This window comes from Curtobacterium sp. PhB130 (assembly GCF_003755165.1).
In the GTDB taxonomy this organism is placed as follows: Bacteria; Actinomycetota; Actinomycetes; order Actinomycetales; family Microbacteriaceae; genus Curtobacterium.
This window is the reverse complement of record NZ_RKII01000006.1, coordinates 465,516-489,961: the sequence shown is the minus strand read 5'-3', so window position 1 is coordinate 489,961 and position 24,446 is coordinate 465,516. Positions and strand designations below refer to the sequence as shown.

The following is a 24,446-nucleotide window of genomic DNA, read 5'->3' as shown; positions in this document are numbered from 1 at the left end:
TGTGCAGCGCCCCGCGTTCCACGTGAAACATCGAACCGGGGAAGAGGCACTCGTTGAGTTCATCGACCGACTACGACGCGTCGACACCGCTCGCCCGCGAGATCGCTGACCTCAATCGGCGACGACGTGCGATCGCTTCGGAGCAGTTCCCGCTGCCGGAGAAGACCCGGATCATGACGGTGTCGAACCAGAAGGGCGGCGTCGGCAAGACCACGACGACCGTGAACCTCGCTGCGGCACTCGCACGCGGTGGTGCCCGCGTCCTGGTCATCGACCTCGACCCGCAGGGCAATGCCTCAACGGCGCTCGGCGTCAATCACCAGGCAGAGGTCGCCAGCATCTACGACGTGATCGTCGATGAAGCTCCGATCGCCGATGCGGTGCAGCAGTCCCCCGAGTCCGAGACGCTCTGGTGCGTCCCGGCAACGATCCACCTCGCCGGCGCGGAGATCGAGCTGGTCTCGCTCGTCGCTCGTGAGCAGCGCCTCCGTACCGCGCTCGATCAGTACCTCTCCTCGCTCGACGAGCCGTACCACTACGTCTTCATCGACTGCCCGCCGTCCCTGGGCCTGCTGACGATCAACGCATTCGTCGCTGCACAGGAAGTCCTGATCCCGATCCAGTGTGAGTACTACGCGCTGGAGGGCCTCAGCCAGCTCCTGCGCAACATCGAGCTCATCGAACGGCACCTGAACCCGAACCTGCGGGTCTCGACGATCCTCCTGACCATGTACGACGGACGGACCAACCTGGCGAACCAGGTGGCAGCGGACGTCCGAGAGCACTTCGGTGACCAGGTCCTGAAGGCCATGATCCCCCGCTCGGTACGGGTGAGTGAGGCGCCGAGCTACGGGCAGAGCGTCGTGGCGTACGACGTCAACTCCACCGGATCGCTTTCCTACCTGGAAGCGGCCGCCGAGATCGCAGCACGAGGAGCACAGCACTGATGGCACCCAAGCGGACCGGACTCGGCCGGGGCATCGGCGCCCTCATCCCCACGGCATCCGACCAGCAGGACCGTCCCGTCGACGTGTTCTTCCCCACCGGAGGGACCCCGGCGTCGGCACCGATGGCAGATGGTGCCACCGCTGAGGAGCTCGTCGCTGTTCCCGGAGCTCGTCTCGCGAACCTGAACCCGCTCGACATCGTCCCGAACGCGCAGCAGCCCCGCAAGGAATTCCGCGAAGAAGAGTTGCAGGAGCTGGTTCACTCGATCCGCGAGATCGGTCTCCTGCAGCCCATCGTGGTTCGTCCCATCGAAGGAGCCTCCGGTGCTGAGCCGCAGTACGAGCTCATCATGGGCGAGCGCCGTCTCCGGGCGACGAAGGAACTGGGGCTGGCGACGATCCCGGCGATCGTCAAGGAAACCCCCGATGACGCCATGCTCCGGGACGCGCTCCTGGAGAACCTGCACCGCGCGCAGCTCAACCCGCTCGAGGAAGCGTCGGCGTACCAGCAGTTGCTCGCCGACTTCGGGATCACCCAGGAGCAGCTCGGTCAGCGCATCGGCCGGTCGCGTCCGCAGATCACGAACACGATCCGACTGCTGCGGCTGCCCTCCCCCGTGCAGCGCCGAGTCGCGGCTGGCGTGCTGTCCGCCGGCCACGCTCGCGCGATCCTCGCCGCACCCGACGCCGAGGCGATGGAGTACCTCGCAGAGAAGATCGTCAACGAGGACCTCTCCGTCCGCCAGGCAGAAGCCGCTGCACAGCAGCTCGCGCAGGGATCGCCGAAGAAGGCTCCGGCGCAGCCGTCGAAGCGCGACGCGCACTTCGCCGACGTCGCCGAGCGGCTCGGCGATCGGTTGAACACCCGCGTGCGAATCGCTGTGGGCGCGCGGAAGGGCCGTGTGACGATCGACTTCGCCAATGCGGCCGACCTCAACCGCATCCTCGGCGAGCTCGGCGCGGAGGGCGTGAACGGCTGAACCGGCGTACGTTCCACGTGGAACATCCACGAGGAGCGCGCCATGGGCATCGTCGTCATCAACCACGTCAGTCTCGACGGGGTCATGCAGTCGCCGGGAAGGGCCGACGAAGACATCCGAGACGGCTTCGCACTCGGCGGTTGGGCTGACCTGGGCGATGCCGGGCCGGACGGGGCTCTGGGCGCAGCCATGGGGCAGGCCATGGGGCCGTCGTTCTCGTGGCTGTTCGGCCGCCGGACGTACGAGGACGTGGTCGGGCACTGGAACGCCGTCGGTGGGCCGTTCAAGGACGGGTTCAACACCGTCGAGAAACTCGTCGTCTCGCGGGACCCGACCGCTCAGCTCCCCTGGCCGAAGTCGCGGCTGATCTCCGGCGACGTCCCCGCGCAACTCCGTCGGCTCAAGGAGGTCGAGCCGGGGAACCTCGTCGTCATGGGCAGCGGAGTGTTGGTTCGGTCACTCCTGCCGCTGGGACTCATCGACACGATCGTCCTCATCCAGCACCCGGTGATCCTGGGATCCGGTCGGCAGCTGATCGGGCCGGGTCAGCAGACCGCGTTCGACCTTCGTGACGTCGTCCGGACGTCGGCTGGGCTCGTCGTCTCGACCTACGACCGATCCTGATGTCCGTCCTTGACCGGCCCGCGGCGATGAATCGCCCTCAGCCGTTGCGCAGGGGCCTTGTACGGCGACTGACGGCGTGAACATGCCCGTCTCGGGTCCGCGTGAGGGATGCGGTCTCTACGCCCCGTAGTGAGGCGCTGACGGACTCGTCCAGTCCTGGTTCCACGTGGAACATCGCCTCGGTTGACGTTGGCACGATCAGCGCAGGTGCCGGAGCTTCCGAAGACCGACCACGGCGAACAACGGCTTCAAGAGGATCATCTCGCCGAAGCGGTACTCGCCGCCGATCACCAGTCGGTCCGCGAGATCAGGACGCTGGCGACGCAGGTACTCGCGGGCCTTCTCCGCGTGGAGGCCGTTCGACGCGAACACGATCCACTCCGCAGACTCGATCATCGGGATGATGTTCCGGACGTTGTCCCACGTGGAACGACTCTCCGTCTCCTGGAGCAAGGACCCCGTCCAGCCGAGCTCGTCGCGGAGGTACTGCGCGAGTACCGAGGCTTCGGGTGCCTCGCCCCGCACGGGGCCTCCGCTGGTGATGATCGTCACGGCGTCACTGGTCCCCGCGCTCCGGACGGCCATTCGCGCGCGCCATCGGTTGACGACGTTCGCCCGCATGCCGCGGTTCGCGAAGCCGAGGACCACGACCGCACCGGGGCCTGAGCGGACGCGCGGCGTCGGGCCGAGCCGCCGGGTACGAGCTCGCGCGTGCACGAGCTCCGCCCAGAGCAGGACGGAGCCGGTTCCCACAACGACCGCCGCGATTGCGCGCCGTGTTCCACGTGGAACATGAAGCTGGCGGGTCATGCGTAGATCAGGCGTGGTCGTCGCGGATGGCCTGCTCGGCGAGCTCGGCGTAGGTCCATCCGAGGTCGAATCCGGATGCCGACAGCGCCTGCGGGACGAGGGAGGTCTCGGTGAGGCCCGGGAGGACGTTCGCCTCGAGGAACCACGGAGTCCCGGCCCCGTCGATGATGAGGTCCACGCGGGAGATGTGGCGGAGTCCGAGCGCCTCGTGCGCTGCCACGGCCGCCGCAGCAGCCGCGGCCGCGTGCTCCTCCGACAGACGGGCGGGTGTGTAGAAGGTCGTCTCCCCTGCGTTGTAGCGCGCTTCGAAGCCGTAGAACCCGTTCCGCGGCACGATCTCGACCGGAGCGAGCGCGACCGGGCCGTCGCCGGTGTCGATGATCCCGACCGCGACCTCCGTCCCGCGGATGAGCTGCTCCACCACGACGTCGTCGCAGTAGGTGTACGCGGTGACCATCGCCCGGGGCAGGTCGTTCGTGTCCTCGACGAGGGTCACGCCCTGCGCGCTGCCGCCCCGCGCCGGCTTCACGGCGAGTGGGACCGGGTGTTCGGCGGCGATGCTGTCGAGGACACCGACGGCCCCGAGTTCGCGGAAGACGTCGTGCGAGAGGGTCACCGAGCGAGGGGTGTGCACCCCCGTCCTGGCGACCAATGCGGATGCCGTTGGCTTGTCCCATGCCAGCCGGGCCGACGTCGAACGCGAGCCGACGAACGGGATGTCGACGGCCTCCAGGATGCCGCGGAGCGCACCGTCCTCACCGGAGGCGCCGTGCAGGGCGGGCCACACGACGTCCGGACGGGATTCACGCAGCGCCGGCAGCAGGGTCGCGTCGGCGTCCCGGAGGTCGACCTGCCAGCCGTAGCCAGTCAGCGAGTCGGCGACCCGACGCCCTGATCGCAGGGAGACATCGCGCTCGTGCGAGATGCCGCCCGCGACGACGACCACGTGACGACGGGTGAGCTCGGCCATGCGTGGGGACCTCCGGTACTGCGGTGGAACGAGGAAAAGTGCTGATCAGGAGATGTTCGGCGGCGGTCCACTGACCGAAGAGGTCTGGCGGACCACCGAGTTCGGCCGGGTGCTCGGACCGAACGTCTCGATGAGCTCGAGTTCGTCGTTGACGACGTTCGCGAGGCGCTTGACGCCGACACGGATCTGCTCGGGCGTCGGGTAACAGAACGAGAGGCGGATGTGCTGGGCACCCCGACCGTCCGCGTAGAACGCGGTCCCCGGGGTGTACGCGACGAGTTCCTTCACGGCGCGCGGGAGCATGCCCTTCGAGTCGAGGGACTCCGGCAAGGTCAGCCAGACGAAGAAGCCGCCGTTCGGCCGCGTCCAGGTCAGGTCGGGCAGGAACTCCCCCAGCGCCTGGAACATCGCGTCACGGCGCTCGGCGTAGATGCCGCGGAACGTGTCGATCTGCCCACGCCAGTCCGCCGCGTCGAGGTAGGCGTTGACGACGTACTGACCGAACGAGTTCGGCGCGAGGACGGCCGACTCGTTCGCGAGCACGAGCTTCTCGCGGATGGCGTGCGGCGCGAGGGCCCACCCGACCCGGAAGCCCGGCGCCAGGGTCTTCGAGAAGGAGCCGAGGTACACGACACCCTCGTCGTCGATGGACCGGATGGCCTGTGGGGCCGGCTCGTCGAACCAGAGGAGCCCGTACGGGTTGTCCTCGAGCACCAGGATGTTGTTCGAGCGGCAGATGTCGAGCACCTCGATGCGGCGCTCGCGGCTCATCGTGACGCCCGCGGGGTTGTGGAAGTTCGGGATCGTGTACAGGAACTTCATCCGCTTGCCAGCGGCGCGCAGGTTCGCGATCGTCTCGCGCAGCGCCTCGGGCACCAGCCCGTGCTCGTCGGTCGTCACGTGGACGGTCTCGGCCTGGTACGACCGGAACACGCCGATGGCGCCGACGTAGGACGGGGACTCGGCCAGGACGACGTCGCCCGGGTCGATGAACAGCCGCGTGACGAGGTCGAGCGCGTGCTGCGAGCCCGTGGTCACCACGACGTCCTCGGCGCTGGCACGGATGCCCTCGAGGGACATCACGTCGACGATGTGCTCGCGCAGGGCCCGCAGACCCTGTCCCCCGCCGTACTGCAGGGCCATCGCGGCGTCCTCCGCCATCACACGGTCCAGGGAGCCCGTGACGAGCTCACGCGGGAGCGCGGAGACGAACGGCATGCCGCCGGCGAGCGAGACCACTTCGGGCCGCGACGCGACGGCGAACAGCGCTCGTACCTCGGAGGCGCTCAGCCCGGCGGTGCGCTGGGCGTAGGAGTCGTACCAGGGGTCGAGACTGTTGCCGTTGGTCATCGAGGGCTCCGTTCACTCGGCATTCCAGCCACAGTACGACATCCGTCCCGGAAACCCGGGCACGGTGACGAGGGCCGATCCGGAACCGGTGGCCCCGTCCCCGGACGGACGCCCCGCCCTCCGATGGAATGGAGGACGGGGCGTTCGAGTCGGTGCAGCGGGTGCCTACGCGAGGAACTCCGCGAGGTCGGCTTCGAGGGCCGGCTTCGGCTTGGCACCGATGACGGTCTTGACGACCTCGCCGCCCTTGAAGACCTTCATCGCCGGGATCGACGTGATCTGGTAGTTCATGGCCGACTGCGGGTTGTCGTCGACGTTGAGCTTCACGATCTCGATCTTGCCGGCGTGCTCTTCGGCGATCTGGTCGAGGATCGGCGAGACGGCGCGACACGGGCCGCACCACTCTGCCCAGAAGTCGACGAGGATCGTCTTGTCGGACTTCAGGACCTCGTCCGAGAAGGTGGCGTCGGTGACTGCCTTGGCGTTGGACATGTGTACTCCTTCGAGAAGTCGTTCGGTGGGTGGAACGGCGACGGGCGCCGGACCATTCCCTACGCGGAGATGGTGACGGGCTCGGCCGGGGTCTCGCCCTCGGCAGCGCTGGTCAGGGTGTCGTCGAGGTCGGCGAGGAACTTCTCGGCGTCGAGTGCGGCGACCGCTCCCGAGCCGGCAGCGGTGATCGCCTGACGGTAGGTGTGGTCGAGCACGTCACCGGCGACGAACACACCGGGGACGCCGACGGCCTTCGAGGTACGGCCCTCGACGGCGATGGTGCCTTCCGGAGCGAGCTGGAGCTGCTTGTGGACCAGGTGCACGCGCGGGTCGTTGCCGATCGCGATGAACAGGCCGTCGAGCGCGAGCTCCGAGGTCTCGCCGGTGACGGTGTCCTTGAGCGTGACGCCCTCGACCGCGGAGGCGCCGGTGATCCCGACCACTTCCTTGTTCCAGGCGAACTCGATCTTCGGGTCGTTGATCGCGCGGTCCTGCATGATCTTCGACGCACGGAGGGTGTCCTTGCGGTGGATGACCGTGACCTTGTCCGCGAAGCGGGTGAGGAACGTGGCTTCTTCCATCGCGGAGTCGCCACCGCCGACGACGGCGATGTTCTTCTGGCGGAAGAAGAAGCCGTCGCAGGTCGCGCACCAGGACACACCGTGGCCGGACAGGCGCTCTTCGTCGGCGAGGCCGAGCTGGCGGTAGGCCGAGCCGGTGGCGTAGATGACCGCGAGGGCCTCGTACGTCTCGCCGGAGCCGACCGTGACCTTCTTGACGTCGCCGGTGAGCTCCACGGAGACCGCGTCGTCGTACAGGACTTCAGCACCGAACTTCTCGGCCTGCTCCTGCATCTTGATCATGAGGTCGGGGCCCTGGATGCCCTCCGGGAAGCCCGGGAAGTTCTCGACCTCGGTCGTCTTCGTGAGTTCGCCGCCCGTCTCGACGCTGGACGCGACGATGAGCGGCTTGAGCTGGGCCCGCGCGGCGTAGATGCCGGCGGTGAACCCGGCCGGGCCGGAACCGATGATGATGAGCTGGCGCATGCCTTCAGTGCCCTTCCGTTGCTTCTGACCGGGTCAACACATGCTACCGGCGTGCCATTCCGCAGCACCCGGGAACGTGCGGTGACGTGCGAGTCAGCGGCCGAGGCGCGCCTTGAGCATGTCGACGGCGCCGCGGATCTCGCCGTTCTTCGCGACGACGAGGGCCCCGAAGTAGACGAGCACCATCGCCACGCCGGACAGCACGACCGTGATGAGGGCACCGGTGAAGTCGGACATCGCGAAGCCGTCCGCCGAGAAGGCGCCGAAGAAGTTCGCCACGAGGAGCCCGACGACCCCGGCGATGAGTGCCGCGATGATGAACTGCACGTGCGACCGGGTCACGTTCGGGCCGTCGATGCCGTGCAGCCGGCGCTTGACGATCACGAGCGCGACGATCGTCTGCGCCGAGCCGGCCAGGGTGGTGCACGCGGCGACCGCGACGCCGATCGAGTGGCTCGGGAGCGTCGTCACGGCCAGGGCACCGATGATGAACAGGCCCGACTGCACGAGCTGCATCAGGAACGGCGTGCGGTGGTCGTGCATCGCCCAGAAGACGCGCTGGATGATGAAGAGCATGCTGAACAGCACCAGGCCGGGCATGTAGGCGAGCAGCACGGCCCCGATCGAGAGCGCGCCGTCGAACGTGTTGGCGAACATGCGGCCGAAGGGCACGGACACGACCATCAGTGCGATCGAGGCGAAGACCGTGAACAGGCCGACGATGCGCAGGGACAGTGAGAGGTTCCGTCGGACAGCGTCCAGGTCGCCGCGTTCGGCGTCGTGGCTCATGCGGGTGAAGTACGCCGTCGCGATCGACACCGTGATGATCGAGTGCGGCAGCATGAAGAGGAGCCAGGCGTTCTGCAGCACCGCGTTGCCGGCGTTGCCACTGCCGAGGGACGCGACACGCGACTGCACGATGCCCGCCAGCTGGGTGACGAGGATCATCGCGAAGAGCCACCCCGCGGCCGTCCCGGTCGACTTCAGGCCGACGCCGCGCCACCGGAAGTCGGGACGGAACGTCAGCCCTGCGCGGCGCCAGAAGAACGGCAGGAAGGCGGCCTGGGCGAGCACGCCCACCGACGCGCTGCCGGCGAGGACCGCGATCTTCACCGGGGTCCAGTCGTCTGCGGCCGAGTTCACGGTGCGGTCGCCGAACAGGGCGATGAAGACCACGAGTCCGGCGATGCTGATCACGTTGTTGATGAGCGGCGCCCAGGTGAAGGGACCGAACACCTGCCGTGCGTTGAGGACCTCGCCGAGCAGCGAGTACATCGCGTAGAAGAGGATCTGCGGGAGGCACCAGAACGCGAAGAGCACCGCGAGGTCGAAGGCCTCCGGCGAGAGCCCCTTGCCCGTCGTCGACTGTGAGCTGTAGATGCGCACGAGCAACGGCGCGAAGCACGTCGCGATGATCGTGATGACGACGAAGAGCGAGCCGCCGAGCGTCACGATCTTGTTGACGTACGCCGTCCCGCCGTCGGTGTGCTGCTTCATCGACCGGACGATCTGCGGGATGAGCACGGCCGACAGGAGCCCGCCGGCGATGAGCGCGTAGATGTTGTTCGGGAGCTGGTTCGAGATGGCGAAGGCGTCGGCGGACGGGCTCTGGTACTGGCCGATCGCGAACGCCAGGACGAAGGTCTTCGCGAACCCGAGCACGCGGGAGAGCATGGTCCCGGCGGCGAGCATCGCGCTCGCTCGCCCGAGGCTCCGTTCGACGACCGGCTCGGCGTCGACGTCGGGTTCGGGCTGTGTGGTGCTGATGGTGGGCTCCTGGGCGGCGGCGAGCGAGGTACCGGACCCGGCCACGGCGAGAGCGGTGGCGGACCCGGGGAGGTGATCCGGGCCTCCCGGCGGGGTCTCCTCCGCAGCAGGCGTCTCCACGTAGAGGCGGTTCGGGTCCTCGTCCTCTTCCTCCGGCTCGCCGTTCCGGCGGCGCCGGATGCGGCGGCGGACGTTGCGGAAGATGCCGAGACCGAAGATCGCGATGACGGCGATCGCTGCAGCGGCGGTGATGAAGGTCTCCCACTGCGCCTGCACGTTGATCTCGACGGTGGCGGGGTCCGCGATCCGGACACCCGTCGCGCTGGTGAGCGACATCGTCAGCTCGACCTTGCCGTTCGCGACGGACTGCACGGGGAAGGTCACGCGGCTGGAGGAGTCGGCCTGGACCGTCACCTTCACGGCGTTCTTCTCGATGCGGAGGAACGAGTTCGACGGCTGCACGGTCAGGAACACCGTGACCGGGTATTCCGAGCGGTTCCGGATCGAGATCGGCAGGGACGACCGGTCGCCGAGCAGGGTGATGCTGCTGCCGTCGAGGATGCCGACGCTCGAGACGGTCTTCGCGGACTTGGCCACCAGGGCGTCGACCGCATGGACGAAGCCGTCGTCGTCGTCACGCCACGCGTTCGAGGACGCGGCGAGGGTCGTCAGGCGGGCCGGTGCGGTGAGGTCGGCGGGGTTCTCGATCGCGGAGGCGAAGTCGGTGAGGTTGCGCTCGGACTGCACGAGGCGACGGAGCTGGTCGAGCCGCGCCTTGCTGTCCGAGGAGCTGCTCAGCGTGAGGGACCCCGGGGTGACCGCGGCCGCGGTGGAGAGGTCGGACGGGGAGACCCACGCGGTGCTCTCCAGCGCGTCGAGCGCCTGGCTGAGCCGCGCCGAGTCCGTCGGCCAGTCACGGCCGAGGGTGAGGAGGACCGGACCGGTCGTCCCGCCCTGCCGGGACGCCGTGGCGAGGGTCGCGGTGAGCTCGCTCATCGCGCCGGACCAGGCACGCTGCGTGGACGCCGCCGCCGCGTCGCGGAGCAGGGTCGACATGCCCTGGTCGGAGACGAGGACCTGGTGGTCGTCGATCTTCTCCGACGCGGTGACCGTCGTGGCGGCACCGGCGGAGGTGTTGCCGCTGGAGACGATCGTGGACTTCGTGCCGGCAGTGGCCAGGGCGCCGAGGTCGTCGGTCGCGACGGTGCCGTCCGAAGGCCACGCGATGGACGACATCGAGTACGGGAAGTCGAGCAGCGAGGCCGTGGTGGGGAGCGTCTGGACGGTGTCGTCCGGCTCGTCCTGGGCGTCCGTCGTCGGGTTCGAGTCCGGCGTCGCCGTCGCTGCCGGGGTCGTCGCGCTCGGCGTGTTCGTCGCGGTGGGCGACGGCGTCGTCGCGCCCGGGAAGTTCTCCGTCTTGACGTACTGGTCGAGGGAGATCGGCGACAGGATGCCCGAAGCGCCCGCCTGGCGGAGACCGGTGACGTCGGCGTCGGCGTAGGAGAGCGCGAAGGTCTCGTTGCGCATCCGCTGCAGTCGGTCGAGCCAGGCGGTCGCCGAGGACGGCGCGTTTTCGCCGAGGATCCGGATGGAGGCGATGATGCGCGGGTCGATGCCGAGCGCCACGTTGTGGTCCTGGGCGGCGTCGAGCTGCTGCGTCAGGGTGCCGTCGACGGAGGTGGCGGCGGCGAGGTCCTTCGCGCCGATCACCCCGTCGGCGTTCGCGGGCATCGTGATCGGCATCGCGACGGAGACGCCGACCGGGGTCTGCTCGTAGTCCGGGTACCAGGTGATCGCCGAGCGGTCCACGGCGGAGGTGGAGCCGGCCGTGTAGTCCGCCGCGATGCGTCGGGCACCGAAGGAGGTGTACCCGCCGAGTGCCACGTTGCCCGAGACGATGGTGACGTCGTCGAGCGTGACCGATCGGTGCGCCGGGACGGCCGGGACGTCCACAGTGTCCATCGGGGCACCGAGGTAACCGGTCGTGCTGGTGTCGGCGAGCCAGTCGCTGAGGACGTCGCGGGTGCCCGCGTACTGCCGGAAGATGTCGAGCTCGGCGCTGCCGGCCGGCAGGTCCGCGTCGGTGTCGTTCGTGACTGTCAGCGTGAGGGAGAGGTCCTGGTCCGGCTGCAGGATCCCGCGGCCGGACGGCACGATCTCGATCGACGCCTTGCCTTCCTGGGACGCGGCGGGGTGCGCGAGACGGGTGGTCGCGGAGGAGGTGGTCGTGGCCTGCGCGGCGGTGACCGACGCGGGCGTGACGACGAGACCGAGGGCGACCAGGGCGGACGCGGCGGCGGCGAGCGAGGTGCGGAGAATGTGCATGCTGGAGGGTCCGTGATCGGAGCAGACCTCGGACGAGTGTATGAGGCCGGACCATGAGAGACCGGCGTGACCACGGTGTCGTGGAGAACCGACGGCGTCGATCTGGGATGATCGAGACCGTCATGCAGTCCGTTGCCCAGGCCGTCGAACGTCTCGACACACTCGCCGCCACCGCGCCCGTCGCCGTCCTCGCCCGCGCCTTCGCGGATGCCGGGCACGAACTCGCGCTCGTCGGCGGTCCGGTGCGCGACGCCTTCCTCGGTCGCCCGGTGACCGACCTCGACTTCACCACCGACGCGCGTCCGGACGTGGTCCTCGGCATCGTCGAGCCGATCGCGAGTGCCACGTGGGACATCGGGCGCCAGTTCGGCACGATCGCCGCCCGGATCGAGGGCGAGCAGGTCGAGATCACCACGTACCGCAGTGACGTCTACGACGGCGAGACCCGGAAGCCCGAGGTGGCGTTCGGCGACACCATCGAGGACGACCTGCTCCGGCGCGACTTCACGGTCAACGCGATGGCACTGCGGCTGCCCGCGCGGGAACTCGTCGACGTGCACGGGGGCGTCGAGGACCTGCTGGCCGGACGGCTCCGCACGCCGCAGACCGCGACCGTCTCCTTCCGCGACGACCCCCTGCGCATGATGCGGGCCGCGCGGTTCACGGCGCAGCTCGGGTTCACGGTCGCCGACGACGTCCGGGCCGCGATGACGGAGCTCGCCGACTCGATCGAGATCGTCTCCGCCGAACGCGTCCGTGACGAGCTCGTCAAGCTCCTCAACACGGACGACCCCGTGCCCGGGCTCCGTCTCCTCGTCGACACCGGGCTCGCCGAGCGGTTCCTGCCCGAGCTCCCCGCGATGTGCCTCGAGATCGACGAGCACCACCACCACAAGGACGTCTACGAGCACTCGCTCACCGTGCTGACCCAGGCGATCGGGTACGAGCACGAGCGGCACGCCGGCGAGGCCCCGGACACGGTGCTGCGGCTCGCGGCGCTCCTGCACGACATCGGGAAGCCGGCGACGCGGAAGCTCGAGCCCGGCGGTGCGGTGAGCTTCCACCACCACGACCTGGTCGGGTCCAAGCTCGCGAAGAAGCGGCTTCGTGCGCTGCGCTTCGACAACGACACCATCGCCGCGGTCGCCCGCCTGATCGAGCTGCACCTCCGCTTCTTCGGGTACACCGACGGCGCCTGGACCGACTCGGCCGTCCGCCGCTACGTCCGGGATGCCGGTCCCCAGCTCGAGCGCCTGCACGAGCTCACCCGCTCCGACGTCACGACGCGGAACCGGCGGAAGGCCGACCGGCTCGCGTTCGCGTACGACGACCTGGAGGACCGGATCGACGTCCTCTCCAAGCAGGAGGAACTGGACTCGATCCGCCCGGACCTGACGGGTGACGACATCATGCGGATCCTCGACATCCCGCCGGGGCGTGCGGTGGGTGAGGCGTACCGCTTCCTGCTCGAGGCGCGGATGGACGAGGGGCCGCTCGGGGCGGACCTCGCCGAGGAGCGCCTGCGGGCGTGGTGGGCCGCGCGCGACGCGTGACGCCCTGACCGGGGCACTGGACCCGGCCTCCCTGCGGACGCTGGTTCTCCACCGGCCGGTGGCGTGCCTCCCGGCCGTGGGCTAAGCTTGCCGGGTTGTGCCGAACGCACCTGCGTGCCGGCACACATGCATCAACCCTCCTGTTCCGGGAACCGCCCGGAGCCGCCAAGACCAAAGGAGGTGGGTTCCGCATGCACCAGTACGAACTGATGGCGATCCTCGACCCCGAGCTCGACGAGCGCACCGTCGCTCCCAGCCTGGACAAGTTCCTCGCAGTGATCCGCAACGACGGTGGCACCGTCGACAACGTGGATGTCTGGGGTCGTCGTCGTCTCGCTTACGAGATCGCCAAGAAGAACGAAGGCCTCTACGCCGTCGTGAACTTCACGTCGTCGTCCGACGCCGCCAAGGAGCTGGACCGCCAGCTCGGTCTCTCCGAGGCCGTGCTCCGCACCAAGGTCCTCCGCGCCGAAGAGGGCATCGCGCAGGTCGCCGCCCAGAAGCAGCGCGACGAGGCCCGTGCCGCGCGCAAGGCAGCCAACGCTGCTGCTGCCCCGGCCGCCGCGACCGCGAGCGCCGAGTAACCGATGGCCGGCGAAACCGTCATCACGGTGGTGGGGAACCTCACTGCTGACCCGGAGCTGCGTTACACGCAGAACGGGCTCGCTGTGGCGAACTTCACCATCGCATCCACCCCTCGCACGTTCGACCGTCAGGCGAACGAGTGGAAGGACGGCGACGCGCTGTTCCTCCGTGCGAGCGTGTGGCGCGAGTTCGCCGAGCACGTCGCGGGGTCGCTGACGAAGGGCTCGCGCGTCATCGCGCAGGGTCGTCTCCGTCAGCGCTCGTACCAGGACCGTGAGGGCCAGCAGCGTACGAGCATCGAGCTCGAGGTCGACGAGATCGGCCCGTCGCTCCGGTACGCGACCGCGCAGGTCACCCGTGCAGCGGGTGGCGGCGGCGGTCGTGGACAGGTCGGCGGCGGTTCGGGCGGCGGCAACTTCGGTGGCAACAACGGCGGCGGCAACGCTGCTGGTGGTGGCCGTTCCGACGAGCCGTGGTCCCCGCAGGGTGGCCAGCAGCAGGGTGGTGGAGCACAGTCGAACGACGTGTGGTCGACCCCCGGTGGCACCTACGACGACGAGACCCCGTTCTGATCCGTTCGCGGTAGAACACAACTTCTTCTTCTCTAAGGAAAAAACACAATGGCTGGAAAGAGCAGCGGCGACCGCCGCAAGCCTCGCGGCAAGGGCGGCAAGAACGCCGCTCCCGCGAAGTCCATCAAGGTCGGTGTCATCGACTACAAGGACGTTGCGACCCTTCGCAAGTTCATCTCGGAGCGTGGAAAGATCCGCGCCCGTCGCATCACCGGCGTCTCCGTCCAGGAGCAGCGCCTCATCGCCCGTGCCGTGAAGAACGCCCGTGAAATGGCGCTCCTCCCCTACGCCGGCTCCGGCCGCTGATCAGGAGGATCACCATGTCGAAGCTCATCCTCACCCACGAGGTCTCCGGCCTCGGTTCCGCCGGTGACGTCGTCGACGTCAAGAACGGCTACGCCCGCAACTACCTCGTCCCCCAGGGCTTCGCTGTCGCGTGGTCCAAGGGCGGCGAGAAGCAGGTCGAGTCGATCCGCGCCGGCCGTGCCGCTCGCGAGCTCGCCACCATCGAAGAGGCACAGGACCTCAAGATGAAGCTCGAGAACGCCACCATCCAGCTGTCCGTCAAGGCCGGCAAGGACGGTCGCCTGTTCGGCTCCGTCCGTCCGGCGGACGTCGCCTCGGCCGTCGAGGCCCAGGGCGTCGGCTCGCTCGACAAGCGCAAGGTCGAGGTCCCCGCGACCATCAAGACCGTCGGTGACCACGAGGCCACCGTGCGTCTGCGCGAGGACATCACCGCAGTGATCTCGCTCAAGGTCGTCGCCGCCAAGTAGGGCTGCGTCGGTCCGACAGCGTCGGTTCCGTTCGGAAGGCGGGTCTCCCCTCAGGGGGTGGCCCGCCTTTCGCTGTACCCAGGGGCTTCTGGCACTGTGCGAGCTTCCGTACGCCGTGCGACGGACACCGGGCGGCACACTGTCCGGCACCTCCCACGTTGCGCCCATGTGGGTTCCGGAGCGTGGTTGTGCGCGTGCGCTGGGTGGTTACTTCTCCCCCGTTTTCTGCCGGGAGGCTCGGGGTGCGCTGGGCTGACCGGTTACGTCCTGCGCGTGCTCGGGGGTGGCTGGGAGCCAGCCGGGAACGCTGTCCCCGGCGGGTACGTTTGTCAAGTCGTTTTACACAGTGGAAACGTCAAATCGGGAACCTTCAACTGCACCTTGAAGCCCAGTTGTCCACACACAGTGTGGAAACGAAAAGCCCAGATCAAGTCGTCGAAAGTGTGTTCGGTGGCAAGGTTCTCCACATGCCTGTCCACAGTTGTCCACACGAACTTCCGGCGTGTTCCGCGATTCGTCCACAGAGTTATCCACAGGCCCGTTTGCTGGGGATAACTTGCCCCCCGTAGCTTGGCCCAGCGACTCGGGGATGTCGGTCGCTCGGGGTAGAACAGCCGTGTGGGCGAGAGCTCGTGTCCGCACGACCAACAAGAGGAGCAAGTGTGTCGATCGCGCATCTGGACCCGGCGCCGCAGGACTACGCGGAGCGCGGTGGCATGGAGCGCACCCCGCCGCACGACCTCTTGGCAGAGCAGTCGACGATCGGCGGGATGCTCCTCTCGAAGGACGCCGTCGCCGACGTCATCGAGACCGCCCGTGGCGTGGACTTCTACATCCCCAAGCACGAGGTCATCTTCGACGCGATCCTCTCGCTGTACTCCCACGGTGAGCCGACCGACGTCATCGCCGTCACCGACGAGCTGACGAAGACCGGCCTGCTGTCCCGTGCCGGTGGCGCCGAGTACCTGCACAGCGTCACGAGCATGGTCCCCACGGCCGCGAACGCCGGCTACTACGCCGCGATCGTCGCCGAGAAGGCCGTCCTCCGGCGGCTCGTCGACGCCGGGACCCGCATCGTGCAGATGGGCTACGCGTCCGAAGGTGAGGTCACGGACCTCGTCAACAGCGCCCAGGCCGAGGTCTACAACGTCGCCGGCGGTGTCCAGACCGAGGACTACGTCCCCCTGACCGAAGCCATCTCCGCCGCGATCGACGAGATCGAAGCCGCGAAGGGCCGCGACGGGCAGATGACCGGCGTGCCGACCGGGTTCGCACAGCTCGACGGCCTGACCAACGGCTTCCACCCCGGGCAGCTCATCATCGTCGCCGCCCGCCCCGCGCTCGGCAAGTCCACGCTGGCGCTCGACCTCTGCCGCGCCGCAGCAGTCAAGCACAACCAGACCGCCGCCTTCTTCTCGCTCGAGATGGGGCGCGCCGAGATCGCGATGCGCCTGCTCTCCGCCGAGACGAGCGTCCCGCTGCAGAACATGCGCAAGGGCACCGTGGACTCCCGCGACTGGACGACCATCGCGCAGACCCGCGGGCGGATCAACGACGCCCCGTTCTTCATCGACGACTCCCCCAACATGACGCTCGTCGAGATCCGCGCGAAGTGCCGTCGACTCAAGCAGCAGCACAACCTCAAGCTCGTGGTCATCGACTACCTGCAGCTGATGACCTCCGGCAAGAAGGTCGAGAGCCGCCAGCAAGAGGTCTCGGAGTTCTCCCGTGCGCTGAAGCTCATGGCGAAGGAGCTCCAGGTCCCCGTCATCGCCCTGTCGCAGCTGAACCGTGGTCCCGAGCAGCGTGCGGACAAGAAGCCGATGATCTCCGACCTCCGTGAGTCGGGGTCCATCGAGCAGGACGCCGACATGGTGATCCTGCTGCACCGTGAGTCGGCGTACGAGAAGGACAACCCGCGTCAGGGTGAGGCGGACCTCATCGTGGCGAAGCACCGCAACGGGCCGACGGACACCATCACTGTCGCGTTCCACGGGATGTTCTCGCGGTTCGTCGACATGCCGCAGTAGGGGTGTTTGTCTTCCGCCAGCTAACTTGTCCGACTGCCACTCAACGTGTCTGAAATACGGACGTGGACACGATGTTTGGCAGTACGGACGGGCCACGTTGGCTAGGGGTCGGATAGTTCTTCGTGCGTCGCGAGGCGTTCGTATGGCGTGCGTGAAGTGAGACAGTTCGCGGACCACCTAAGTGAGACAGGCTTCGCCTCGGACCAGGGCGGGAGGAGTCAGGGTGGCCTTCAGGTATCCGTACGTGCGCGGAACGACCGACTACCGGACGGGCGTATCGGCACTCGCGTTAGCCACTGAATCGACCGACTAACTGTTCACTCACCGTCCACAGGTGCTCCTGGACTGCGAAATTGAGGGCCCAGGGGTGCGGTGCCGCGGGGCGCTGTCGATCGAAGAAGAGCCCCGTGACGCCCTCAAGTGTCGGGGCAAGAGCGAGCCGGGCTGTCGTTGCAACCCCGAGCGAGATGGGTTCTCCGTCGCGGCGGCCCACCATTTTCGTCGGCATCTCGGACGCAGGGTGAAGGCTCGTCACGGTCACGTTCGCGGGATCCGTCGTGCGTGCGAGGCGGATCCCGAAAGCGACCTGCGCAAGCTTTGACTGGCAGTAGGCCCGCATCCCGTCGTAGCGGTCTTCGAGCATGACGTCATCGAAGTCGACCGGCGCCTGCCCGATAGAGCTCACCAGCACGACTCGTGCCCGCGCCGACGCCTCGAGGCGCTCTCGCAGTTGGGTGATCAGCAGGTAGTGGGCCAGGTAATTGACGGCGAAGTTCAGCTCGTACCCATCGATGCTCTCGCGTCGAGGCCCGCCCCCGATGCCAGCGTTCGCGATCAGAACGTCAATGCGTGGTTCGGCAGACAGCAAGGCGTCCGTCAGGTTCCGTACTTCGGCAAGCGAGGAGAAGTCCGCTCGATACGTGCGCACCGTGGTCGGGAGTGCTTTTGCCACCTCATCGAGGCGCCGCTGACTGCGGCCGTGGAGCAGGAGCGTGTGCCCTTGCCGAGCGAGGTCGTGCGCGAGGGCGCGACCCAGGCCGTCTGTCGCTCCCGTGATCAGGATCGTTTTCGTCGTCATGTGAGTTCCTTCGGCTGCTGGTCTGGCGGGGCAGCCCCGTCGGGCAGCTGCTTGACATCCGCAATATTCACGTGTGAACATTCAGCCATGAATCACTCCCAGAAGCAAGACCAGACGGCATCTCGAGTCGTCATCATCGGCGCCGGCGTCGCGGGGCTCACCCTGGCGACGCTGCTGACGCAGTCCGGTGTGGACTGCGTCGTGGTCGAACGCCGCGACCGCGCCTACATCGAGCAACGCAACCGGGCCGGCGTGGTCGAAGCGCGCGGCGTGGACATGTTCGAGCGGTGGGGACTGGCCGAGCGACTGCTCGCAGGGCCCGTCGCGCAGACGATCGACTACCGGGTCAACGGCGTGCCGGAGGTATTCACGATCGACGTCGAAGGACGTCAGCCCAGCCGCTTCTGCACGCAGCAGATGCTCGTGAACAACCTCCTCCACGTGCTCCTGGACGAGATGGGCGGTGACGTCCGCTTCGAGACCACCGACGTCGTCGTGCGCAACGAGGACGGGCAGCGCCCTTCCGTGTCGTTCTCGGACGACGAAGGGCGACACGAGATCGAGTGCGACTACATCGTCGGCAGCGACGGGGACCGTGGCGTCAGCCGCGCATCCATCCCTGACGGAGTCCTGACGACGTACCACTACGAATTCGGGTACGCCTGGCTCGCCGTCCTCGTCGAGGCGCCCGTCGTTGGGGCGGCGATCATGGCTCCGAGTGACCATGGCTTCGTCGGACAGCTTCCCCGCGGCCCACAGCGCAGCCGCTACTACCTGCAGTGCGAGCTCAGCGACACCGCCGAGGACTGGCCCGACGAGCGGATCTGGAAGGAGATCCGCCTGCGCCTGAACGACGACAGCATCCAAGCCGCCGAGGTACACGAGAAGTTCTTCGTGCCCCTCCGCAGCGTCGTCCACGCACCCATGCGACACCGCAACCTGTTCCTCGCCGGCGACGCAGCACACCTTGTCCCACCTGCCAGCGCCAAGGGCATGAACCTCGCCCTATTCGACGTCGACACCCTGGCCCTGGCCCTCGTCGCCGCCGTTCGCGATGGCGACGCCGAAGCCCTCGACACCTACTCGGACACCTGCCTCGAGCGAGTCTGGAACTACCAGGACTTTGCGCTTTGGATGACGGACACCATGCACAACGCTGGCGACCCCACCCAGCACGGCACATTCCTGCAGATGACAGCCCGCGCCAGGCTCGCCCAGCTGCACGCCTCCCCCACCGCTGCCCGCCTCCACGCCGAGTACCAGCTCGGCCTCAACTAGCCGCCACTACCTCAGCGCTCGCCCCTCTCGTCGCAACGCCACCCAACCCTGCGAGAGGGGCAAAGCCGCTACATGGGAGCATCGAGTATGAGCATCGACCCGACCCGTCTCCTCGTGCTCGGCGCCGTCCGACAAGAACAGCCCGCCAGCGGGTACGCGATCATGCGCGAACTCACCGGCTGGGGGGTCCAGGACTGGGCCAGCGTCAACCCCGGATCCATCTACGGTGCACTTCGCACTCTCGACAAGGAAGGCCTCGTCGCCCTCGACACGGAAGCGGCCGAGAAGGGCTCTCGCGCCTACAAGACCAGCGCCAAGTACGCGCTCACCTCCGAGGGCGACATCGCCTTCACCCAGCTCTTGGGGACGGCACTCCAAGACATCGACCCGTACCGCCCCGCCCCGTTTATGGCTGCGCTCTGCTTCCTCGTCGACCTCCCTCGAAACCAAGTCATCATGGCGCTCCGAGACCGCGCGTCCGGCCTCAAAGAACAGCTCAACGCCTTCCGTCAGGACGAGACGAACGTGTCCATCGATCCGGACAAGCCTGTGCATTCGACCGAGTTCATCCGTCTTGCCGCCAGCCGCATCGACGGGGAACGCGCCTACGTCGAAGCGCTCATCGAGCGCCTTACGACCGGTAGCTACAATTTCAGCAAGTGAACGACTCCCCCGCTCTCCCTCGCCCGACGACGAGCGCAGCACGATGGTCGCTATCACGGATACGGGCCGCAATGTCCGGGCGGCGGTCTTCCCGGGACACATCGCCACGCTCAACGGTCTCCTCTTCGCAGCGGTCAGCGACGACGACGCCGAGCAGCTCGCCCGCCTCCTGGGCCGCGTGAGCGAGCACCTCCGCGCTACCCCGCCGCGCTCGGCACGCATCCTCCACCAGCAGAGCTACGCGAGCCGGGTCGTGTTCGTTGAGCCACCGGCTACCGGGACGGCTGAGTCGGCTGCACCTCACGCTTGATTCGCCCGTACTGGGTGAGTCCGCTTTGGTGGTCTGGCCTCATCCTCGTCGTAGGTCGGCTCGTGCCGCTCTTGATCGAGCATGGAGGATTACCGATGACTGGATTACCGCAGCGGCAGGTGCTTCCGATTCCCGCCGGTACCCCGGACTTCCCGGCGACGTACGACGCGAAGGACCCCGATACCGCGTTCCCACCGATCGAACCGCTACTGCCCCCGGAGGGGGCACCGAACGTGCTCATCGTGTTGATCGACGACTGCGGCTTCGGCGCGTCCAGTGCGTTCGGCGGCCCGATCGCGACGCCGACGTTCGAACGCCTCGCCGCCGAGGGGCTCCGGTACACGCGGTTCCACACGACGGCGCTGTGCTCGCCGACGCGGGCGGCCCTGCTGTCCGGGCGGAACCACCACACGGTCGGGATGGGCGGGATCACCGAGATCGCGACCTCGGCTCCCGGCTACAGTTCGGTCCGCCCGAACGACTGCGCGCCGTTGGCGGAGACCCTGAAGCTCAACGGGTACTCCACAGCACAGTTCGGCAAGTGCCACGAGGTCCCCGTGTGGCAGACGAGCCCGATGGGCCCCTTCGACAGCTGGCCGTCGGGCGGCGGCGGCTTCGAGTACTTCTACGGGTTCATCGGCGGCGAGACCAACCAGTACGCGCCGGCGCTCTACCACAACACCACACCCATCGAGCCGGACCGGACACCCGAAGAGGGCTACCACCTCACCGAGGACCTCACCGATCGCGCGATCGACTGGGTGCGGCAGCAAAAGGCGCTGATGCCGACGAAACCGTTCTTCGCGTACTTCGCACCCGGCGCAACCCACGCACCGCACCACGTGCCGAAGGAGTGGTCGGAGAAGTACCGGGGGCAGTTCGACGACGGCTGGGACGCTCTCCGGGAACGGACCTTCGCCCGGCAGCAGGAACTCGGTGTGGTCCCGGACACCGCCGACCTCACCGCACGGCACGAGCAGATCCCGAGCTGGGACGAGATGCCCGACGACCTGAAGCCGGTCCTCGCCCGGCAGATGGAGGTCTACGCGGGCTTCCTGGAGCACACCGACCACAACGTCGGACGGCTCATCGACGCCCTTGCGGAGCTCGACGTGCTCGACGACACCCTCGTGTACGTCATCGTCGGGGACAACGGCGCATCGGCGGAGGGAGACGTGAACGGCTGCTTCAACGAGCTGATCAACCTCAACGGCGCCACCGCCATGCAGACACCGGAGTTCATGGCCGAGCGGATCGAGGACTTCGGCACCCCGGCGGCGTACAACCACTACGCGGTGGGGTGGGCACACGCGATGAACACCCCGTACCAGTGGACCAAGCAAGTCGCGTCGCACTGGGGCGGGACGCGGACCGGCACCATCGTGCGCTACCCGAAGGGCATCGAACGAGCCGGTGAGGTCCGGCACCAGTTCCACCACGTCATCGACGTCGCCCCGACCATCCTCGAAATGGCGGGCATCCCCGAGCCGACCTTCGTGCACGGCGTGCAACAGCACCCCTACGAGGGCGTCAGCATGGCCTACACGTTCGACGACGACCAGGCGGCGGAGCGGCGCCGGACGCAGTACTTCGAGATGTTCGTCAACCGAGGCATCTACCACCAGGGATGGACCGCCGTGACCCGGCACTCGGTTCCCTGGGACCAGGGGAAACCCCTGCCGCCGATCGACGACGACGTGTGGGAACTCTACGGACCCGACGACTGGACGCAGGCGCACGACCTCGCCGCGACCGATCCCGAGCGGTTGGCGCACCTTCGACGGAAGTTCCTGCTCGAGGCCTCGAAGTACAAGGTGTTCCCGCTCGACGACCGACGCATCGAACGCTTCAACTCCGACCTCGCTGGCCGGCCGACCCTCATCCACGGCAATCGACAGGTGCTCTTCGGCGGCATGGGCCGGCTCACCGAGAACGTCGTGCTCAACGTCAAGAACAAATCCCACGCGATCACGGCCGACCTCACCGTCCCAGAATCAGGCGCGAACGGCGTCGTCATCGCGCAGGGCGGCGCGTTCGGCGGTTGGAGCATCTACTTCCACGACGGCCGTCCCGCGTACTGCTACAACCTGTTCGGCATGCAACGCACGCACGTGCGCTCCGACACGGCCGTCGCCGCGGGATCGCACCAGGTTCGCGTCGAGTTCACCTACGACGGTGGTGGGCTGGGCAAGGGCGCGACCGTCGACCTGTACCTCGACGGCGCGCAGATCGCCTCCGGCCGCATCGATGCCACGGTGCCGCTGGCCTTCTCCGGTGACGAGACCATGGACGTCGGCTCCGACACCGGCACCCCGGTCAGCGACGACTACGACAGCCGCGGGAGCGTGTTCACCGGGAGCATCGACCGCGTCCAGATCGACCTCGGTGACGACGCCAACGACGCCGACCACCTCATCAGTCCGGAAGAACGCATGCGCATCATCACCACCCGGCAGTGACAGCCAGTGCCACTCGGAGGGTTGGTGAGCACGATCCCTCCAGATGCTTGTCCGCTGGAGGATCCTTGGGTTCAGCTGGTCGTTGCAACACCCCCGTGATTCGGAGTGTTGCAGATGGGATCCAGGCTGGAGCAGCGTGCTCGAGAGGCACGATTCTGGGAGCTACTCGGACAGGGCATGAGCAGGCCGGTCGCTTGCGATGCTGTCGGGGTGCATCCACGTCAGGGATACCGATGGTTCAAAGCCGCCCGCGGGAAGAACCCGTTCGAGCGGACACCTCGTTCTGGCCGGTACTTGAGCGAGAAGGATCGACTCCGGATCGCTGACCTGCGCCTGGCTGGCGTCGGTATCCGCCAGATCGCAGCAGAACTTGGGCGGGCGCCATCAACGGTTAGTCGAGAGCTGGCTCGAAACAGCACCCGCAACGGCGATTACCGGCCATACGCGGCCGAGAAGCGGTGCCGCGTCCGAGCGCGGCGGCCGAAACCGCGGAAGCTGGACCGGGTCGAGCTCGCCCTGCAGGTCGAGCTGCGGTTGGTGCGGAACTGGTCCCCGGAGCAGATCCGTGATGACCTGACACGGTCCTTCCCGAACCGGCCGGAGATGCACGTGTCCCACGAGACGATCTACCAGTCCCTGTTCGTCCAGGGCCGCGGGCACTTGCGCGCTGACCTGCACAAACACCTCCGCACCGGCCGTGCGATCCGCCGGCACCGGCGTGAGCCGCGGCGGGCGTCGTGGTCGAAGATCCGCGACATGATCCTGATCAGTGAACGCCCCGCCGAGGCCGACGACCGGGCCGTTCCCGGCCACTGGGAAGGGGACCTCATCGTCGGCACGAACGCGCGCAGTGCCAACGGCACCCTCGTCGAACGCACCACCCGCTACGTGATGCTGCTGCACCTACCCAACGGGCACAGCGCCGACGCCGTCCGCGACGCGATGATCCCCACCATCCAGACCCTGCCCGAGCATCTCCGCCGGTCGTTGACGTGGGATCAGGGCACCGAGCTTGCCCGGCACAAGGACATCACCCTCGCCACGGACCTCGCGATCTACTTCTGCGACCCGCACAAGCCGTGGCAGCGCGGCTCGAACGAGAACACCAACGGCCTCCTCCGCCAGTACTTCCCGAAATCCACCGACCTCAGCGTCCACACCCCGGAACGGCTCCGCGACGTCGCTGCTGAACTCAACGGCCGACCCCGTAAGACGCTCGGCTACCGCACCCCGGCAGAAGCATTCGAGCAGCTACTGTCAGACCCGAAACAACCACCCGTTGCAACGACCCCTTGAAACCGCCATCGGCTAACGACGCTGTTCACGTCAGGACAAGTGGACTTCGTCCACACCCACCCCGAGCAAGACAGTGAGCTCCCGGCGCAACCGCTCTGCGCCTCCGCTCGACATGGACGCAGTGAAGCGCTGCTCAGCCTCGGAGTACGCGGCATGAGCACTGTCCCAGGACTCCCCTCCCGCGTCGGTCAGCGCGACCAGGTTCCGCCGGCGATCAGCGGCGTCGGGGCGCCGGGTCAGGAGGCCTCTGCTCTCGAGCCCGTCGATGATCCGCACCAGGGTCGCGGGATCGACGCCCGCCTCTTTCCCGAGCTGCTGCTGGGTCAGCGGGCCGGTCGTGGCGAGCGCCCGCAGGACGCCGAAGTCGCGCCGGTCGACGCCTGACGCGGCGAGTGCATCATCCGCGAGGGAAGCGAGACGCAGGTGCGCCTGCTTCAGCAGGTACGCAAGGGGAAGTGGAGGCTCTGCGCGGTTCCCGTTGCCACGTGACATGCGCCGATCCTACCGTCCGCTAATCATTCGTGGTACAAATGGTTGA

Annotated in this window: 21 protein-coding genes; 13 read left to right on the top strand and 8 right to left on the bottom strand. The window is 67.8% G+C overall.

Annotation, left to right across the window (positions count from 1 at the left end; translation table 11 throughout):
- Positions 1–53 precede the first annotated feature (53 nt).
- From EDF24_RS02485 to EDF24_RS02475, 3 genes are read left to right on the top strand one after another with little or no spacing between them, the layout of a single operon-like run.
- Positions 54–947, top strand: coding sequence for a ParA family protein (locus EDF24_RS02485; RefSeq protein WP_279433176.1), 894 nt, complete (start codon positions 54–56; stop codon positions 945–947).
- Positions 947–1,927, top strand: coding sequence for a ParB/RepB/Spo0J family partition protein (locus EDF24_RS02480; protein WP_123701003.1), 981 nt, complete (start codon positions 947–949; stop codon positions 1,925–1,927). Before EDF24_RS02485 ends, EDF24_RS02480 begins: the two co-directional genes overlap by 1 nt.
- 42 nt (positions 1,928–1,969) lie before the next feature.
- Positions 1,970–2,551, top strand: a complete 582-nt coding sequence (locus EDF24_RS02475; protein WP_123701002.1) for a dihydrofolate reductase family protein — start codon at positions 1,970–1,972, stop codon at positions 2,549–2,551.
- Positions 2,552–2,749: 198 nt separating this feature from the next.
- On the opposite strand, the gene EDF24_RS02470 is transcribed toward EDF24_RS02475, so the two are convergent.
- The 6 genes from EDF24_RS02470 to EDF24_RS19345 form a co-directional block, all read right to left on the bottom strand.
- A complete protein-coding gene (locus EDF24_RS02470) occupies positions 2,750–3,304 on the bottom strand; it encodes a YdcF family protein (protein WP_260233335.1) in 555 nt (184 codons plus the stop codon).
- A 64-nt stretch (positions 3,305–3,368) separates the two neighbouring features.
- A complete protein-coding gene (locus EDF24_RS02465) occupies positions 3,369–4,331 on the bottom strand; it encodes a D-alanine--D-alanine ligase (protein WP_123701000.1) in 963 nt (320 codons plus the stop codon).
- Between the two features lie 45 nt (positions 4,332–4,376).
- Positions 4,377–5,681 carry a PLP-dependent aminotransferase family protein gene (locus tag EDF24_RS02460; protein ID WP_123655011.1) on the bottom strand — a complete coding sequence of 435 codons (1,305 nt, stop codon included), beginning with the start codon at positions 5,679–5,681 and terminating at the stop codon, positions 4,377–4,379.
- A 165-nt stretch (positions 5,682–5,846) separates the two neighbouring features.
- The gene (trxA, locus tag EDF24_RS02455; protein ID WP_017887828.1) at positions 5,847–6,173 is read right to left on the bottom strand and encodes a thioredoxin; all 327 of its coding nucleotides are present in this window, start codon (positions 6,171–6,173) and stop codon (positions 5,847–5,849) included.
- Positions 6,174–6,232: 59 nt separating this feature from the next.
- Positions 6,233–7,219, bottom strand: coding sequence for a thioredoxin-disulfide reductase (trxB, locus tag EDF24_RS02450; RefSeq protein WP_123700999.1), 987 nt, complete (start codon positions 7,217–7,219; stop codon positions 6,233–6,235).
- 93 nt (positions 7,220–7,312) lie between these two features.
- Complete coding sequence (locus EDF24_RS19345) at positions 7,313–11,311, bottom strand: DUF6049 family protein (RefSeq protein WP_221181334.1); 3,999 nt, start codon at positions 11,309–11,311, stop codon at positions 7,313–7,315.
- Positions 11,312–11,433: 122 nt separating this feature from the next.
- Here EDF24_RS19345 and EDF24_RS02440 point away from each other — a divergent pair, with 122 nt between their 5' ends.
- The 6 genes from EDF24_RS02440 (at position 11,434) to dnaB (ending at position 16,824) form a co-directional block, all read left to right on the top strand.
- Entirely contained in the window at positions 11,434–12,864 is a 1,431-nt protein-coding gene (locus EDF24_RS02440) for a CCA tRNA nucleotidyltransferase (protein ID WP_123701423.1), read from the top strand.
- A gap of 191 nt (positions 12,865–13,055) precedes the next feature.
- A complete protein-coding gene (gene rpsF / locus EDF24_RS02435; RefSeq protein WP_123655009.1) occupies positions 13,056–13,448 on the top strand; it encodes a 30S ribosomal protein S6 in 393 nt (130 codons plus the stop codon).
- Between the two features lie 3 nt (positions 13,449–13,451).
- Positions 13,452–14,021 carry a single-stranded DNA-binding protein gene (locus EDF24_RS02430; protein WP_123655008.1) on the top strand — a complete coding sequence of 190 codons (570 nt, stop codon included), beginning with the start codon at positions 13,452–13,454 and terminating at the stop codon, positions 14,019–14,021.
- Between the two features lie 48 nt (positions 14,022–14,069).
- The gene (gene rpsR, locus EDF24_RS02425) at positions 14,070–14,327 is read left to right on the top strand and encodes a 30S ribosomal protein S18 (RefSeq protein WP_071278496.1); all 258 of its coding nucleotides are present in this window, start codon (positions 14,070–14,072) and stop codon (positions 14,325–14,327) included.
- A 14-nt stretch (positions 14,328–14,341) separates the two neighbouring features.
- Positions 14,342–14,794 carry a 50S ribosomal protein L9 gene (gene rplI, locus EDF24_RS02420; RefSeq protein WP_123655007.1) on the top strand — a complete coding sequence of 151 codons (453 nt, stop codon included), beginning with the start codon at positions 14,342–14,344 and terminating at the stop codon, positions 14,792–14,794.
- Positions 14,795–15,456: 662 nt separating this feature from the next.
- Entirely contained in the window at positions 15,457–16,824 is a 1,368-nt protein-coding gene (dnaB, locus tag EDF24_RS02415) for a replicative DNA helicase (RefSeq protein WP_123655006.1), read from the top strand.
- Between the two features lie 289 nt (positions 16,825–17,113).
- Here the strand turns inward: dnaB and EDF24_RS02410 are convergent, their stop codons facing one another.
- Positions 17,114–17,902, bottom strand: a complete 789-nt coding sequence (locus EDF24_RS02410; protein WP_123700998.1) for an SDR family NAD(P)-dependent oxidoreductase — start codon at positions 17,900–17,902, stop codon at positions 17,114–17,116.
- An 87-nt stretch (positions 17,903–17,989) separates the two neighbouring features.
- Between EDF24_RS02410 and EDF24_RS02405 the strand changes: the two genes are divergently transcribed.
- The 4 genes from EDF24_RS02405 to EDF24_RS02385 all read left to right on the top strand — a co-directional run bounded on the left by EDF24_RS02405 (position 17,990) and on the right by EDF24_RS02385 (position 23,908).
- Positions 17,990–19,180 carry a 4-hydroxybenzoate 3-monooxygenase gene (locus EDF24_RS02405; RefSeq protein WP_123700997.1) on the top strand — a complete coding sequence of 397 codons (1,191 nt, stop codon included), beginning with the start codon at positions 17,990–17,992 and terminating at the stop codon, positions 19,178–19,180.
- Positions 19,181–19,267: 87 nt separating this feature from the next.
- The gene (locus EDF24_RS02400; RefSeq protein ID WP_185021539.1) at positions 19,268–19,843 is read left to right on the top strand and encodes a PadR family transcriptional regulator; all 576 of its coding nucleotides are present in this window, start codon (positions 19,268–19,270) and stop codon (positions 19,841–19,843) included.
- Positions 19,844–20,248: 405 nt separating this feature from the next.
- On the top strand, positions 20,249–22,612 hold the full coding sequence (locus tag EDF24_RS02390; protein WP_123700994.1) for an arylsulfatase: 2,364 nt from the start codon (positions 20,249–20,251) through the stop codon (positions 22,610–22,612).
- A 177-nt stretch (positions 22,613–22,789) separates the two neighbouring features.
- The gene (locus EDF24_RS02385) at positions 22,790–23,908 is read left to right on the top strand and encodes an IS30 family transposase (RefSeq protein WP_395867206.1); all 1,119 of its coding nucleotides are present in this window, start codon (positions 22,790–22,792) and stop codon (positions 23,906–23,908) included.
- A 30-nt stretch (positions 23,909–23,938) separates the two neighbouring features.
- Here the strand turns inward: EDF24_RS02385 and EDF24_RS02380 are convergent, their stop codons facing one another.
- Positions 23,939–24,400 carry a MarR family winged helix-turn-helix transcriptional regulator gene (locus EDF24_RS02380; RefSeq protein ID WP_123700992.1) on the bottom strand — a complete coding sequence of 154 codons (462 nt, stop codon included), beginning with the start codon at positions 24,398–24,400 and terminating at the stop codon, positions 23,939–23,941.
- Positions 24,401–24,446: the final 46 nt, after the last annotated feature.

What these genes read in the sequence shown, in the direction of transcription:
- EDF24_RS02480 (WP_123701003.1), top strand. Translation starts at nt 947, where the DNA reads ATGGCACCCAAGCGGACCGGACTCGGCCGGGGCATCGGCGCCCTCATC.
- EDF24_RS02475 (WP_123701002.1), top strand. Translation starts at nt 1,970, where the DNA reads ATGGGCATCGTCGTCATCAACCACGTCAGTCTCGACGGGGTCATGCAG.
- EDF24_RS02465 (WP_123701000.1), bottom strand. Translation starts at nt 4,331, where the DNA reads ATGGCCGAGCTCACCCGTCGTCACGTGGTCGTCGTCGCGGGCGGCATC.
- EDF24_RS02460 (WP_123655011.1), bottom strand. Translation starts at nt 5,681, where the DNA reads ATGACCAACGGCAACAGTCTCGACCCCTGGTACGACTCCTACGCCCAG.
- trxA (WP_017887828.1), bottom strand. Translation starts at nt 6,173, where the DNA reads ATGTCCAACGCCAAGGCAGTCACCGACGCCACCTTCTCGGACGAGGTC.
- trxB (WP_123700999.1), bottom strand. Translation starts at nt 7,219, where the DNA reads ATGCGCCAGCTCATCATCATCGGTTCCGGCCCGGCCGGGTTCACCGCC.
- EDF24_RS19345 (WP_221181334.1), bottom strand. Translation starts at nt 11,311, where the DNA reads ATGCACATTCTCCGCACCTCGCTCGCCGCCGCCGCGTCCGCCCTGGTC.
- EDF24_RS02440 (WP_123701423.1), top strand. Translation starts at nt 11,434, where the DNA reads ATGCAGTCCGTTGCCCAGGCCGTCGAACGTCTCGACACACTCGCCGCC.
- rpsF (WP_123655009.1), top strand. Translation starts at nt 13,056, where the DNA reads ATGCACCAGTACGAACTGATGGCGATCCTCGACCCCGAGCTCGACGAG.
- EDF24_RS02430 (WP_123655008.1), top strand. Translation starts at nt 13,452, where the DNA reads ATGGCCGGCGAAACCGTCATCACGGTGGTGGGGAACCTCACTGCTGAC.
- rpsR (WP_071278496.1), top strand. Translation starts at nt 14,070, where the DNA reads ATGGCTGGAAAGAGCAGCGGCGACCGCCGCAAGCCTCGCGGCAAGGGC.
- rplI (WP_123655007.1), top strand. Translation starts at nt 14,342, where the DNA reads ATGTCGAAGCTCATCCTCACCCACGAGGTCTCCGGCCTCGGTTCCGCC.
- EDF24_RS02410 (WP_123700998.1), bottom strand. Translation starts at nt 17,902, where the DNA reads ATGACGACGAAAACGATCCTGATCACGGGAGCGACAGACGGCCTGGGT.
- EDF24_RS02405 (WP_123700997.1), top strand. Translation starts at nt 17,990, where the DNA reads ATGAATCACTCCCAGAAGCAAGACCAGACGGCATCTCGAGTCGTCATC.
- EDF24_RS02400 (WP_185021539.1), top strand. Translation starts at nt 19,268, where the DNA reads ATGAGCATCGACCCGACCCGTCTCCTCGTGCTCGGCGCCGTCCGACAA.
- EDF24_RS02390 (WP_123700994.1), top strand. Translation starts at nt 20,249, where the DNA reads ATGACTGGATTACCGCAGCGGCAGGTGCTTCCGATTCCCGCCGGTACC.
- EDF24_RS02385 (WP_395867206.1), top strand. Translation starts at nt 22,790, where the DNA reads ATGAGCAGGCCGGTCGCTTGCGATGCTGTCGGGGTGCATCCACGTCAG.
- EDF24_RS02380 (WP_123700992.1), bottom strand. Translation starts at nt 24,400, where the DNA reads ATGTCACGTGGCAACGGGAACCGCGCAGAGCCTCCACTTCCCCTTGCG.